This is a genomic window from Limnohabitans sp. 2KL-17 (assembly GCF_003063415.1).
In the GTDB taxonomy this organism is placed as follows: domain Bacteria; phylum Pseudomonadota; class Gammaproteobacteria; order Burkholderiales; family Burkholderiaceae_C; genus Limnohabitans_A.
The window spans coordinates 16,948-29,739 of record NZ_NESK01000006.1; the positions used below are offsets into that span (position 1 = coordinate 16,948).

Genomic DNA, 12,792 nt, shown 5'->3' on the forward strand with positions numbered 1-12,792 from the left:
ATGGTAACGCCCGACCCTGCTGGGCAGTGTGAATTTTTTGAATCAAAGGCTTGCTGGAAATTGGGGGTGCTCAGCCTCGGTAAAAACTCACCGCTAGCCCGGGCACATCCACCCGCAGCGCAAAAATACAGCCCGCCCGAGGGTAATCCGCCAACTCCGAGGCACTTCGGCCCTGGCGTGAGGTGGTGATGAACAGGGTTTTCAGGTCGGGCCCACCAAAGCAGGGCATGGTCGGGCAAGGCACGGGTGTTTTCACTTCGGTCAGCACTTCGCCTGCAGGCGACAGGCGCAGCAGGCGCTGGCCTTCGTATTGGGCCGACCAGTAGCACCCTTCAGCATCCACCGCCGCGCCGTCGGGCCGTCCGCCATAGGGTCCTGGGTCGCCCCAAGCCCAGCCTGCAGGTTTGGGGGTCATCTGTTGAAACAATCGCGCGCCTGAAAGTTGGCCGCTGGCCGGGTCAAAGTCAAACGCTCGCACTCGGTGCGCGGCGGTATCGGCCCAGTACAGGGTTCGACCATCGGGTGACCAGGCCAGGCCGTTGGCGGTGGTCACGCCGTCCATCTTGGGGTGCAGGCCAAGTCCATCCAGCATGTACAAAACACCCAAGGCTTGGTCTTTGGGCTCGTACAGGCTGCCGGCCCAAAAGCGGCCTTGCGGGTCGCACTTTCCATCGTTGAAGCGCCATCGCAAGGTGTCATAGGGCGCAACGGCCAGCGGTTGCAAATCGCCGCCCCAGGTGCGTGCCAAATAAACGCCATCGCGCAAAGCCAGGACCAGACCGCCGCCTTGCACAGGCGCAATGCAGCCAGGTTCTTGCGTCATGTGCCAATACTCGACCGCGCCTTGCGCCTGCAAGCCTTGCACCGCCACCCGACCAATGCGTTGGCCAGGAATATCTACCCAATAAAGGCGTTGCTCGCCAGGATGCCAAAATGGCGACTCTCCCAGGCCATCGGGCTGGGTGGTCACGGCGTGCCAGTCGGGCGAAACGGGGTGTGTCATGGCGGCAGATCTTTCAAATGCAGTCGTCTATTTTGCCCGCACAGTCGCTGTCAAAATGCAGGGCTTGGCTTGGCTTGGCTTGGCTTGGCTTGGCTTGGCTTGGCTTGGACTTGGCTTGCGCATGAACACCAACACAATCGGAGAAACACATGGAAAGTCTGGATCTGCGCGTGCTGGCGGACGTGCTGTCCTGGAAACAGGCAGGCCATCGTGTCACGCTGGTCACCGTGGTGGAAACCTGGGGCAGCGCTCCCAGGCCCGCTGGTGCCTTGCTGGCGGTACGTGGGGACGGGCTGGTCAGCGGCTCCGTCTCGGGTGGTTGCGTTGAAGACGACCTGATCGCCCGCATCAAGGCGGGCGAATACGACCAGCTGACCGGCCCTTCGATGGTGGCCTACGGTGTCACCAAAGAAGAAGCCTCCCGCCTTGGCCTGCCCTGCGGCGGCACATTGCGTCTGGTGCAAGAACCTGTGCAAAGCACCGACTGGGTCGAGCAGGTGCTGGCCCGCACCAGCGCGCACCAGCTGGTGGCGCGCACCTTGTCGATCAAGGACGGTGCCGTGCAACTGCGCGACGCTCAACGCGGCGAGGCCTTAAAATTTGACGGCCACACCCTCACCACCTTGTTTGGACCGCGTTGGCGGCTGCTGCTGATAGGCGCCGGGCAACTCAGCCAAGCCGTCGCCCAGATGGCCCTGATGCTCGATTTTGAAGTGCTGGTGTGCGACCCGCGCGAAGAGTTTGCACACGCCTTGCACATGATCGGTGTGACCCGCGTGTTGGGCATGCCCGACGACGTGGTGACAGACATCCGACCCGATGCGCACACCGCCATCGTGGCCCTGACACACGACCCCAAGCTGGACGACATGGCCTTGATGGAAGCGCTCAATTCGGCTGCGTTCTACATCGGGGCGCTGGGGTCGCGGCGCAACCAGTCCACCCGCAAGGCGCGGCTGGCCGAACACTTTGGCCTGAGCGAGGCGGCCTTGTCACGCCTGCACGGCCCGGTGGGCCTGCACTTGGGTGCCAAAACACCGGCCGAAATCGCCATCGCCATCGTCGCTGAAATCGTGAAGGTCAAAAACACCGCGCAACAAAGTCCCGGCGAAGCCGTGGCCTTAAGCAGTCTGGCTATCGGCGACGCCCGCGACTCGGCCTGTGCAGCGGGCTAAGCACCGCTCTTTTAAGCCGCCCTCTTTACAAACGAACAACAGGCGAGCCGCTACAGTCGATGGCGTGCCAAGCGCCAGGCGCCCATAAAAAAGCCCACGACACCGAAGTGCGTGGGCTTTGTGATCACCCCTTGCTGGGAGGCGCTTCGTTCAAAAGCCGCCCTCCCCGGGTTTACGCCACATCAACCGTGGTAGGCCGACTCGCCGTGTGAAGAGATGTCCAGACCTTCGCGCTCTTCCTCTTCGGTGACGCGCAGACCAATGGTCAGGTCAACGATCTTGAAGGCGACCACAGACACCAAACCCGACCAGACGATGGTCAACAGCACGGCCTTGGCCTGGGTCCACACTTGTGCAGCGATGGAGTAAGCGTCAGGCGTGATCATCGTCACCGTGACCCAGTCGCCCACGGCGCTGGGGCCGCCCAATGCTGGCGAGTTGAACACGCCGGTCAGCAAGGCACCGACGATACCGCCAACACCGTGCACACCGAACACATCCAGCGAATCGTCAGCGCCCAGCATCTTTTTCAGGCCGTTCACACCCCACAAGCATGCAAAGCCAGCCACCAGGCCGATGATCAGACCACCGCCGATACCGACGTTGCCAGCTGCGGGGGTGATGGCGACCAGGCCAGCCACAGCACCCGAAGCCGCACCCAACATGGAGGCTTTGCCGCGCATCAGGGCTTCACCCACACACCAGGCCAGCACTGCGCCTGCGGTAGCAACCAAGGTGTTGACGAAGGCCAAAGCTGCGAAGCCATTGGCTTCCAGAGCAGAGCCGGCATTGAAACCAAACCAGCCCACCCACAGCAAGGAGGCACCCACCATGGTCAATGTCAGGCTGTGAGGAGCCATGGCTTCGCGGCCATAACCCACACGCTTGCCCACCATGAAGGCGCCGACCAAACCGGCAACCGCAGCGTTGATGTGCACCACAGTACCGCCCGCAAAATCCAGCGCACCCCATTGCCACAACAAACCGGCTTTGCTGGTCATTTCATCGGCCACTTCCTTGGAAGCGTAGGCATCAGGGCCCATCCAGAACCAGACCATGTGTGCCACGGGCAGGTAGCTGAAAGTGAACCACAGCACCATGAAGGCCAGCACAGCAGAGAACTTGATGCGCTCGGCAAAGGCGCCGACGATCAAGGCGCAAGTGATGCCTGCGAACGTGGCCTGAAAGGCTGCGAACGAAATTTCAGGAATCACAACGCCTTTGCTGAACGTGGCTGCGTTGGCGAACGTTCCGCCCACGTTGTCCCAGATGCCCTTCATGAACAGGCGGTCAAAACCACCGATGTAGGCATTGCCTTCGGTAAAGGCCAGGCTGTAGCCGTAGATGAACCAGAGCACGGTGATCATCGAGAACGTGACCACCACCTGCATCAGCACGGACAACATGTTTTTGCTGCGAACCAGACCGCCATAAAACAGAGCCAGGCCAGGAATGACCATCAGGATCACCAAGATGGTGGACACCATCATCCAGGCGGTATCGCCCTTGTTGGGCACCAGCACCGGCGCAGCTTCAGCAGCGGCAGGCGCAGCAGAAGGTGCAGTGGCCGGAGCCGCAGCATCGGCCGGTTTGGCCTCAGCAGGGGTTGCGGCAGCAGGGGCCGACACGGCGGCAGGTGCAGTCTGGGCGGTGGCGACAGATGCCGCACCGAACACACCGAAACCCAAAGTCAGGCCCAAGGCCAGAGTAGCTAGTAGTTTTTTCATGTTTCGACTCTCTTTCTGATCCATCAAAGGGCTTCGCCACCGGTTTCACCGGTGCGGATGCGAACCACTTGCTCGAGGTCGTACACGAAGATCTTGCCGTCACCGATTTTGCCGGTGCGGGCACCGGCTTCGATGGCTTCGATCACGCGCTCGACCAGCTCGTCGGACACGGCCGCTTCGATCTTCACTTTGGGCAAGAAATCGACGACGTATTCCGCACCGCGGTACAACTCGGTGTGGCCCTTTTGACGACCAAAGCCTTTGACTTCGGTCACGGTGATGCCCTGCACGCCGATGCCCGAAAGTGCTTCACGCACTTCGTCCAGCTTGAAGGGTTTGATGATGGCGGTCACCAGTTTCATGATGGCTCCTTGGTTGGAATGTGGGGAATCAGAAGGCGTATTTCAGGCCAACGACCAGGCCGGACTTGCCGTTGAACTTGTCTTTCAAGTTGTAAAAGACCTTGTCTGCATCAGTTCCCACTACGGCTGCGCTGGCTGAAAGGCCATTGCCCAAATCTTTTGCCAAAGTCAAGGAATAGTCGGTGTATGTGGCAACGGCCAAGTTTTTAAATTTTTGGTAGCCGACATGAGGCGTCAAGGAAAACCCACTGCCCAAATCAAATGCAGCGCTCAAATCCAAGTAATAGCTGTTTTTGGTACCCGCATTGCCGAACAAGTCGCTGTACGCATGTGAATACTTAGCCGTAACTGGCCCGAGGGTTACTGCTGCATATGCCTCATTGGTATTTGCGCTTTTGGTGCCGCCAGCTGTTGCATTGCCATAGTTATTTCCGGAATAGACATAGCTCAACAAACCAATGTCGTAAGAAACGCCACTAAATTCGCCTTTGTAGCCCCCATACAAATCCAGTTCGGTTGCGCCTTTTGTCACGCCGGGGGTGTCCTTGATCCACTTGATGCTGGAACCCCAAGCGCCGACATAAAAACCACTCTTGTCAGCGTAATCCAGGCCACCTTGCAGGGCGGGCTGCAGGCGTGACTGGGAAATGCCGCGGTAGCGGTAATCGCTCACAGCGCCGACGTTGAAGGACAGGCTGCTTGCGGGGGCTGCTGCCTGCGCTTGGGCCAGCCCGGTTACGGAACCCAAAGCCAGGGCGATCAGGGTAGGGACGAGGATTTTTTTCATACGGAACTCCAATGAAGTGAATAAAGGACACAGTCCACATGCAGGGAGCGTGCCAACTGCTTCAATGGGACCATGCGCGGGCATTTACCAGTGCTTTTCTACTCTGCGCGTGCTTGAATGGCATTCAAACAAGTTATGCATGCCACGTCAGGGTGCCAGAACACACGCCATGCACCAGCATGGGGCAGGGAGAGGGTATGAGTCTCAGTTTGGTGCACAGCCGTGCACTGGTCGGCCTGCAAGCGCCCGCAGTCACCGTGGAGGTGCATCTGGCCAATGGCCTGCCCAGTTTCACCTTGGTGGGGCTGGCGGATGTCGAAGTCAAAGAGGCGCGCGAACGCGTGCGCTCGGCCCTGCAAAACAGCGGCTTGGATTTTCCGCACAACAAACGCATCACGGTCAATCTGGCACCGGCCGACCTGCCCAAGGACTCGGGGCGGCTCGACTTGCCCATCGCGCTGGGCATCCTGGCCGCCAGCGGTCAAATTGACGCCAGCCAACTGGCAGGCTACGAATTTGCAGGCGAACTGTCTTTGTCGGGCCAGTTGCGTCCGGTGCGCGGCGCGCTGGCCATGAGCTTGGCGCTGCGCCAGCAGCAGGTGCGTACCCGTCTGGTGCTGCCTCCCGGCAGCGCCGAAGAAGCCGCCCTGGTGCCCGATGCCGAAGTCTTTCGGGTCCAGCACCTGCTCGATGTGGTGCAGCAATTCTTGCCGCCATCCAACGAGCCACCGCCCGAACCCAGCGAGGGTTGGGCGCGCATGGCCCCTTCCACGCCCAGCGCACCGCCCCGCTACGCCGATCTGGCCGACGTGAAAGGCCAGGCGGGCGTGAAAAGGGTGCTGGAAATTGCCGCCGCTGGAGGGCACTCTTTGCTGATGGTCGGCCCGCCCGGTTCGGGCAAGTCGATGCTGGCGCAGCGGTTTGCAGGCTTGCTGCCGCCCATGTCCATTGAAGAAGCGCTGGAGTCGGCCGCCATCGCCAGTCTGGCTGGTCTTTTTGACTTGTCGCGCTGGGCGCAACGCCCGACCGGTCAGCCGCACCACTCGGCCAGCGCCGTGGCACTGGTCGGTGGCGGCTCACCGCCCCGCCCGGGCGAAATTTCCCTGGCGCACCATGGCGTGTTGTTTTTGGATGAACTCCCGGAATTTCCAAGGGCCGCACTGGAAGCCCTGCGTGAACCCCTGGAAACCGGCACCATCACCATCGCCAGAGCGGCCAGACGGGCCGAATTTCCGGCACGCTTTCAGTTGATCGCCGCCATGAACCCCTGCCCCTGCGGCTATCTGGGCAGTCCCCACCGGGCTTGCCGCTGCTCACCCGACCAGGTCAGCCGCTACCAGGGCAAGCTCAGCGGGCCCCTGCTGGACCGGATTGACCTGCACATTGAGGTGCCCAGTCTGCCCGCGCAAGACCTGCTGAATGCCCCGCCAGGTGAAAGTACCCACACCCTGGCGGCCCGCAGCCTGATAGCCCGCGAACGTTCGCTTAAGCGCCAGGGCTGCACCAATGCCGACCTGCAAGGCCAGGCCATCGACGCACAGGCCCGGCTGGACGACAACGCCCGAGCCTTGCTGCAAAAAGCCGCCACCCGACTGGGTTGGAGCGGCCGCAGCACCCACCGCAGCCTGAAAGTGGCCCGCACCATCGCCGATCTGGCAGGCAGCGACACCATCCAGACAGCGCATGTGGCCGAGGCGGTGCAGTACCGGCGAGTGCTCAAGGAACACTGAAAGCGCCCAGTACACAAGGGCTTACATCTGAAGCTTGTTCTGGAAATTTCTTGTCAACGGCAGGCACAGCGTGGCGTTATGGGTGAACACATGTCAACCACGAGGCACCCTGTGAAAAAGACTCTTGGTATTTTGGCCATTGCACTGTCCGCTGGAGCCCTCAGCACACACGCTCTGGCAGGCGGCCCGCATGGGCATCCACCTCGCCACAAGATCGTGCACCAGCAACGCACTTCGGACTGGCTGGGGCCATTGATCGTTCTGGGCATTGCAGGTGCAGCAATCAGCGCTGCCGCCAGCCCGCCCAGCTACACGCCACCGCCACAGGTGACTTATGTGAACCCTCCCGCTGTTTACGTGCCGCCACCCCAGCCCGTCGGCGCCAGTTACTTTTGCAGCTCAGTCGGGCAGTTTTATCCCTACACCGGCTATTGCCCTGAGGGCTGGCAACTGGTTTACCCCGCCCGCTGACCCGGGTTTCGTTTGCGCCCAAGCCGACTTTCAATCTGGCTTGGGTTAATCCCGCACCCACCGAAATACCCGGCTCCTTTTGAGCGGCAGGTATGCTTTGCCGGATGCATCTCCTGGCATCTTCTGTTCAGCCCCCCTGCATTTGTTCAGCCTGCACGGCGTCTTGCACGCCAAAGCGTGGCTTTTCGGGTGACTTTGCTTTGTGAACGCATCGCGCTTGCCCTCCTTTTGCTTTTGGCTGTCTTTGCCCCAGCTCATCACCTGGGGCAGCGTGTTCTACACCTTCTCTTTGTTAATGACCCCTTTGGAGGCCGCCCTGGGCATGAGCCGGGCCGAGTCGTCGTTGGCCTTCAGCCTGGCGCTGCTGGCAGAAGGCCTGATGGCTTACCTGGTCGGTCGTTGGATCGACGCCGGGCACGAGCGCGTGGTGATGAGCTTGGGATCACTCTGGGTTGGTGCGGGCTTGGTGGCGCACGGTTTTGTCGAGTCTGTTGCCGGGTTTTACGCCATGTGGGTCTGGCTGGGCCTGGGCCTGGCCGCCACGCTTTACACCCCCGCATTTGCAGTAGTCACGCGGCGATTCCCACAAGATTTTCGACGCGCCATCATCACCCTTACTTTTTTGGGCGGGCTGGCCAGCACCGTGTTCATTCCGCTGTTTGCCTGGTGGATGGACCTGTGGGGCTGGCGACACGCGCTGTGGGCTTTGGCCGCTTTGCAGCTGTTGGTTTGCGCCCCATTGCACGGCTGGTTGCTGCGCGGTGCACCACGCACAAGCAGCCACGACAGGCCTCCAGAAGAATCGCCAAAAAGCCGACCTGTCCCAGTGCGAGAGCATCTGCGCAACACACCTTTCTGGCTGTTGGCCCTGTTCATGGTGTTGATGATGTCGGTGACGTCTGCCTTGCCCGCCCACATGATCGCGCTTTTGCAAGAGTCGGGTTTGTCACCCACCTGGGTCATCGCCATCCCGGCCGCCATGGGTGCCATTCAGGTGGTGGGGCGGCTGGTGTTGTTCGTTTTTGAGCGCCATTGGGACGTGCACACGGCCAACCGCTGGATCCCCATGTTGATCCCGGCTGGCCTGCTGGTGCTGCTGCTGGGCGGGCTCAACCCGGTCGCCTCGCTGGTGTTTGTGGTGCTCTATGGTCTGGGCAATGGCATGAACACCATCGTCAAAGGCACGGCCATGGCGCAATACGTCAGCCAAGCGCATGTCGGACAGCTCAACGGCTTGCTGGGCATGCCGATTGCGCTGGCGCGGGCTGCAGCGCCCTTGACCCTTGGCCTGCTCTGGTCACCAGCACAGGGCTACACCCTGGCGCTGTGGTGGCTGCTGACCGCCAGCGTGTTGGGCACGGCGGCCCTGTGGATGGCCCAAAACCGGGCCATGGTTGCACGGCGTTGACAAGCCCTGTCTTTATATTCTTACAGCATATCAAACCAACAAAATAATCGTTTGCATGTCTGAAATGAATCGTCACAATTCGGCATCTTTCCAAAAATTTCCGCCAAGGATCACCCCACCATGAACCACCTCAACACCCTGCTTCTGGGCCTGGCACTGTCGGCTGCAGCCACGGCCCCTTTCGCTGCCCAGCCCCTCATGAGCCCGACCGAACTCCAAGCCAAATTGTCGGACGCCAGCGTACGCGTGATCGACATCCGTGACGCCAAGTCGTATGCAGCCAACCACATTCCGGGTGCCATCAACGCGCCCTACGGCGCCTGGCGTGGCCCAGCCAACAACCCCGGCGAACTGCCTGAACTCCCCAAGCTGAGCGCGCTTGTGCAGAGCCTGGGCCTGACACCCATCACCCACGCCGTGGTCGTGTCCAGCGGTGCTGATGCCACCGACTTTGGCGCTTCAGCCCGGGTCTACTGGACACTCAAGGTGCTGGGGCTGAAAGAGCTGTCAGTGCTCAACGGTGGCCTCAAGGGATGGGCCCTCGCAGGTTTGCCACAGAACAACCAAGCCGTCAAAGTAGCCGCCAGCAACTTTCAACCGCAGATTGACAAGAGCCTCGTGGCCACCAAGGAAGAGCTGGTGGCGCGTGTGAAATCAGGCGATGCCGCCTTGATCGACGCCCGCCCAGCCGAATTCTTCAAGGGCGATACCCGCCATGTGGCCGCCAGCGTGCCCGGCACATTGCAAGGTGCCGTCAATGTGGAGCACGACAAGTGGTTTGCACCCGGCAGTTCGACCTTTGTGAATGCCGATCAGGCCCAAAAAGTGGCGGCCGCCAGCCCCATTGATCCCGCCAAAGAGACGGTGTCCTTTTGCAACACTGGCCACTGGGCGGCAACCAACTGGTTTGCCATGTCCGAGGTGCTGGGCCAGAAAAATGTCAAGCTCTATGCGGGTTCGATGGTCGAGTGGTCCAAGGACCCCAACGGTCTGCCCATGGCCAACGTGCCTAGCCGCCCCAAACAACTCTTGATCGACGCCAAGTTCTGGGCCGAGAAAACCTTCAAATAAACTTTGGCTATGAAACGCCTGCCAATGGCGGCCTTGCTGGCCGCCTTTTTCATCTTTTTAGCGCTGTCCGTGTCTATCCGCCAAGCCATGCTGATGCTGGTGGGCGTGGGCATGGGCGCAGTTTTGGCAGGTGCCCGCTTTGGCTTCACCGCCGGGTGGCGTCAGCTCATTGAGCAGCGTAACCCACAAGGTGTGAGCGGCCAGGTGCTGCTGCTGGCACTGGCCAGTCTGGCGGCGCTGCCGCTGTTAGGACAATTTTCTGAACTGCACGCCGCTTTAGGGCCACCCAGCGTGAGCTTGCTGATCGGCGCCTTCGTGTTCGGCCTGACCATGCAGATTGCCGACGGCTGCGGCTCGGGCACCTTGTACAAGGCAGGGCTTGGCGTACCGCTCAACATGGGCATCTTGCCGCTGTTTGCTTTGGGCAGTTTTCTGGGCTCGGTGCACCTGGATGCGTGGCTGTCACTGGGTCAGACGGCGCCAGTCAGCTTCTCGGCCAGCCTGGGCACGGGCGGTGCATTGGCACTCACGCTGGCCTTGCTGGCCGGCGTGCTGGTGACCGTGCGCTTATGGGTGGGTGCAGGCCAGACCTGGTTCAACAAACGCTGGCTCTGGGGCGCCGTGGCGCTGGCCGTGTTGGCCACCCTCAACCTGCTGTTGGCCGGGCAACCCTGGGGGGTGGTCTACGGCTTTGGCCTGTGGGCCGCCAAAGGCGCAGTGGCGCTGGGCTCGTTTGACCCGACCAGCAACGGCTTCTGGAGTCAGGCAGGCAACACGCAGCGCCTGACTCAAAGCGTTTTAATGGACGTCACCACCATCACCAACATCGGCATTTTGGGCGGCGCTTTGTGGGTGTCGGCCAAGTCTCCTGCGGACAGCAAGCCACTGACCACACAGCAATGGGTGATCGGCTTGGTCGCCGGTTTCGTCATGGGCTACAGCTCGCGTTTGGCCTTTGGCTGCAACATTGGCGCCATGCTCAGCGGCATCTCGACCGGCAGCCTGCACGGCTGGATCTGGGTGCCCATGGCGTTTGCCGGCACCTTGATCGGCGTACGTGTGCGCCGACATTACCAATTCTGAGGAAGGCCGCATGCACAAAACACAGCAACTGCAAGCGGTTTTCTGGCTGGGCCTGGCGGCCTTTCTGGTCTGGGACTTTCAGGTTTCGGCCCCCGTGGATCTGCGCAACGAACCGCCCCTCATAGCGGCCGGTTCGGGCCAGACGAGCAGCGGTGGGCATTGCTCAATGGCCAAGTGAGGTTGCCCAGGTCGTTTGGAGCCAAGCCCATTGCAACAGTTCTTACGCCTGCCGCAAATACAAACGCGCCGCTGTTTTGACGGCCTGTGTCAGGCGCTGGGCTGAAGGGGCTTCTCGGACCCAGTGTTGCCAGTAAAGGGCCACATCCACCGCGGCACCGGGCAACAGCTCTTGCAGGCCCGGACGTTGGGCCAGGAACTGCTCGGGCACCATGCCCCAGCCCAAGCCCAGCTCGATCGCCGTCTCAAAGGCCTCGACAGCCGGGGCAAAGTGGCGTGGGTAGTTGGGTTGCTTGAGTCCGAAGTGCTGGACCAAAAAAGCATCTTGCAATGCATCCTTGCGGTTAAAAATGACCGCTGGCTGCGCCAGCAGTTTGTGCGGCGACACCGCACCGCTCGGGGTCAGGCAACGCTTGGCCAAGGCGGGCGCGGCCACGCAGCGGTAACGCATGATGCCAAGAGGCTCGGCCACACAGCCACGCATGGGTTTGGCCAGCGTACTCACACAGCCGATCACATCGCCGCTTTTGAGAGCATCGTGCGTGTGGTCCTGGTCATCGATCAGGATTTCGAGCAGCAAGCGGTGGCGCTGCAGCATGGGCGCCACACCCGGCAAGAACCAACTGGCGACCGAATCGGCGTTGACAGCCACGCTCAGTGATTGCCAGCGCGGAGCTGATCGCGCCGAGGTGCCTTGCAAACCGCCCAACAGGTCGGCTTCCATCATGCGCAGCTGTTTGACATGGGCCAACAAGGCCTGCCCGGCCGGTGTGGCCCGCACTTGCTTGCCGCGCACCAGCAAACGCCGGCCCAACACCTCTTCCAAGGCCTTGATGCGCAGCGACACCGCCGCCAAGCTGAGCGACAGGGACTGCGCAGCCGCGCCAAAGCTGCCGTGTTCGAGCACGGCGGTCAGGGCTTCGAGTTGGCGGGCGTCGAGCATGATTTAGTTAAAAATAAATTAAGCGATAGCATTTTAATTTAACTGAGTTTAAACATAACCGGTTTGCCAGCACACTCACGGCCAGTCATCGACCCGCCTGCATGTCCAATCTTCAGGGCGGCCAACCCCAGTCCCGGAGATCTCCATGGTCATACACCTTTCCACTTTCACCGCCGGCATGGTGCTGAGCATCTCGCTGATCATGGCCATCGGCCCGCAAAACGCACATGTGCTGCGCATGGGCCTGCAGCGCCAACACCTTTGGCTGACCGTGGCCATTTGCGCTGTCGCCGATGCAGGGATGATCGGTTTGGGCGTGCTGGGCCTGGCGCAGTTGGGCGGCCTGTCCGACAAACTACATGGCGCACTGTTGGGCGCAGGCATGCTGTTTTTGATGGTCTACGGTTGGCAGGCTTTTCAAAGGTTTTTACGTTCACCTGTTTTGGCTCTGGACTTGCCTGCGAGCGACAAGGGCAACGAGACCCCGCACGCATCGACCACCGCACAGCCAAACCCCTTGGCCATCACACGCCGGCAAGCCGTGGGATCAGCCCTGGCGTTTTCCTGGCTCAACCCACATGCTTGGCTGGACACGGCGGTGTTGATCGGCACCGCCTCGCTGGCCTATGGACAAGGCAGCACGGCTTTTGGCTTGGGTGCGGCAGCAGGGTCTGTGCTCTGGTTTTCGGTGCTGGGCGCAGCCGCCTTTTGGCTGGGCCGTCGCCTGCATTCCCAGCACATCTGGCGCGCGCTCGATGGCGCTGTGGCGCTGATGATGTGGGGCACGGCCCTGCTGCTGGGATTCAGTTTGGTTTGAGTGCAGTACTTTGGCAACCCAGCGTTACCCGACTGTTC

The 12,792-nt window shown here is 61.2% G+C and carries 13 protein-coding genes; 8 read left to right on the forward strand and 5 right to left on the reverse strand.

What is annotated here, in order from left to right:
• Positions 1-70 precede the first annotated feature (70 nt).
• Positions 71-1,003, reverse strand: coding sequence for an SMP-30/gluconolactonase/LRE family protein (locus B9Z45_RS03880; RefSeq protein ID WP_108405922.1), 933 nt, complete (start codon positions 1,001-1,003; stop codon positions 71-73).
• Positions 1,004-1,152: 149 nt separating this feature from the next.
• On the opposite strand from B9Z45_RS03880, the gene B9Z45_RS03885 reads away from it, so the two are divergent.
• A complete protein-coding gene (locus B9Z45_RS03885; RefSeq protein ID WP_108405923.1) occupies positions 1,153-2,178 on the forward strand; it encodes an XdhC family protein in 1,026 nt (341 codons plus the stop codon).
• Positions 2,179-2,360: 182 nt separating this feature from the next.
• Here B9Z45_RS03885 and B9Z45_RS03890 read toward each other — a convergent pair whose 3' ends face one another.
• From B9Z45_RS03890 to B9Z45_RS03900, 3 genes are read right to left on the reverse strand one after another with little or no spacing between them, the layout of a single operon-like run.
• Positions 2,361-3,905, reverse strand: coding sequence for an ammonium transporter (locus B9Z45_RS03890; protein WP_108405924.1), 1,545 nt, complete (start codon positions 3,903-3,905; stop codon positions 2,361-2,363).
• A 23-nt stretch (positions 3,906-3,928) separates the two neighbouring features.
• Positions 3,929-4,267, reverse strand: coding sequence for a P-II family nitrogen regulator (glnK, locus tag B9Z45_RS03895; RefSeq protein WP_100118295.1), 339 nt, complete (start codon positions 4,265-4,267; stop codon positions 3,929-3,931).
• A gap of 28 nt (positions 4,268-4,295) precedes the next feature.
• Positions 4,296-5,054, reverse strand: a complete 759-nt coding sequence (locus B9Z45_RS03900) for a TorF family putative porin (protein ID WP_108405925.1) — start codon at positions 5,052-5,054, stop codon at positions 4,296-4,298.
• 197 nt (positions 5,055-5,251) lie between these two features.
• Between B9Z45_RS03900 and B9Z45_RS03905 the strand changes: the two genes are divergently transcribed.
• The 6 genes from B9Z45_RS03905 to B9Z45_RS17225 all read left to right on the forward strand — a co-directional run bounded on the left by B9Z45_RS03905 (position 5,252) and on the right by B9Z45_RS17225 (position 10,995).
• Entirely contained in the window at positions 5,252-6,784 is a 1,533-nt protein-coding gene (locus tag B9Z45_RS03905) for a YifB family Mg chelatase-like AAA ATPase (protein ID WP_108405926.1), read from the forward strand.
• A 111-nt stretch (positions 6,785-6,895) separates the two neighbouring features.
• Entirely contained in the window at positions 6,896-7,255 is a 360-nt protein-coding gene (locus B9Z45_RS17325) for a hypothetical protein (RefSeq protein ID WP_146180871.1), read from the forward strand.
• A gap of 202 nt (positions 7,256-7,457) precedes the next feature.
• Complete coding sequence (locus B9Z45_RS03915) at positions 7,458-8,663, forward strand: MFS transporter (RefSeq protein WP_108405928.1); 1,206 nt, start codon at positions 7,458-7,460, stop codon at positions 8,661-8,663.
• A 120-nt stretch (positions 8,664-8,783) separates the two neighbouring features.
• On the forward strand, positions 8,784-9,734 hold the full coding sequence (locus B9Z45_RS03920) for a sulfurtransferase (RefSeq protein ID WP_108405929.1): 951 nt from the start codon (positions 8,784-8,786) through the stop codon (positions 9,732-9,734).
• 9 nt (positions 9,735-9,743) lie between these two features.
• Positions 9,744-10,817, forward strand: a complete 1,074-nt coding sequence (locus B9Z45_RS03925; RefSeq protein WP_108405930.1) for a YeeE/YedE thiosulfate transporter family protein — start codon at positions 9,744-9,746, stop codon at positions 10,815-10,817.
• 10 nt (positions 10,818-10,827) lie between these two features.
• Positions 10,828-10,995, forward strand: coding sequence for a hypothetical protein (locus B9Z45_RS17225; RefSeq protein ID WP_199221839.1), 168 nt, complete (start codon positions 10,828-10,830; stop codon positions 10,993-10,995).
• Between the two features lie 42 nt (positions 10,996-11,037).
• Here the strand turns inward: B9Z45_RS17225 and B9Z45_RS03930 are convergent, their stop codons facing one another.
• Positions 11,038-11,937 carry an HTH-type transcriptional regulator ArgP gene (locus B9Z45_RS03930; protein WP_108405931.1) on the reverse strand — a complete coding sequence of 300 codons (900 nt, stop codon included), beginning with the start codon at positions 11,935-11,937 and terminating at the stop codon, positions 11,038-11,040.
• Positions 11,938-12,082: 145 nt separating this feature from the next.
• Between B9Z45_RS03930 and B9Z45_RS03935 the strand changes: the two genes are divergently transcribed.
• On the forward strand, positions 12,083-12,754 hold the full coding sequence (locus B9Z45_RS03935; RefSeq protein WP_108405932.1) for a LysE/ArgO family amino acid transporter: 672 nt from the start codon (positions 12,083-12,085) through the stop codon (positions 12,752-12,754).
• Positions 12,755-12,792 lie beyond the last annotated feature (38 nt).

Coding starts and splice junctions, on each gene's coding strand:
- B9Z45_RS03920 (WP_108405929.1), top strand. CDS start 8,784: ATGAACCACCTCAACACCCTGCTTCTGGGCCTGGCACTGTCGGCTGCA.
- B9Z45_RS03880 (WP_108405922.1), bottom strand. CDS start 1,003: ATGACACACCCCGTTTCGCCCGACTGGCACGCCGTGACCACCCAGCCC.
- B9Z45_RS03890 (WP_108405924.1), bottom strand. CDS start 3,905: ATGAAAAAACTACTAGCTACTCTGGCCTTGGGCCTGACTTTGGGTTTC.
- B9Z45_RS03930 (WP_108405931.1), bottom strand. CDS start 11,937: ATGCTCGACGCCCGCCAACTCGAAGCCCTGACCGCCGTGCTCGAACAC.
- B9Z45_RS17225 (WP_199221839.1), top strand. CDS start 10,828: ATGCACAAAACACAGCAACTGCAAGCGGTTTTCTGGCTGGGCCTGGCG.
- B9Z45_RS03900 (WP_108405925.1), bottom strand. CDS start 5,054: ATGAAAAAAATCCTCGTCCCTACCCTGATCGCCCTGGCTTTGGGTTCC.
- B9Z45_RS03925 (WP_108405930.1), top strand. CDS start 9,744: ATGAAACGCCTGCCAATGGCGGCCTTGCTGGCCGCCTTTTTCATCTTT.
- B9Z45_RS03905 (WP_108405926.1), top strand. CDS start 5,252: ATGAGTCTCAGTTTGGTGCACAGCCGTGCACTGGTCGGCCTGCAAGCG.
- B9Z45_RS03885 (WP_108405923.1), top strand. CDS start 1,153: ATGGAAAGTCTGGATCTGCGCGTGCTGGCGGACGTGCTGTCCTGGAAA.
- glnK (WP_100118295.1), bottom strand. CDS start 4,267: ATGAAACTGGTGACCGCCATCATCAAACCCTTCAAGCTGGACGAAGTG.
- B9Z45_RS03935 (WP_108405932.1), top strand. CDS start 12,083: ATGGTCATACACCTTTCCACTTTCACCGCCGGCATGGTGCTGAGCATC.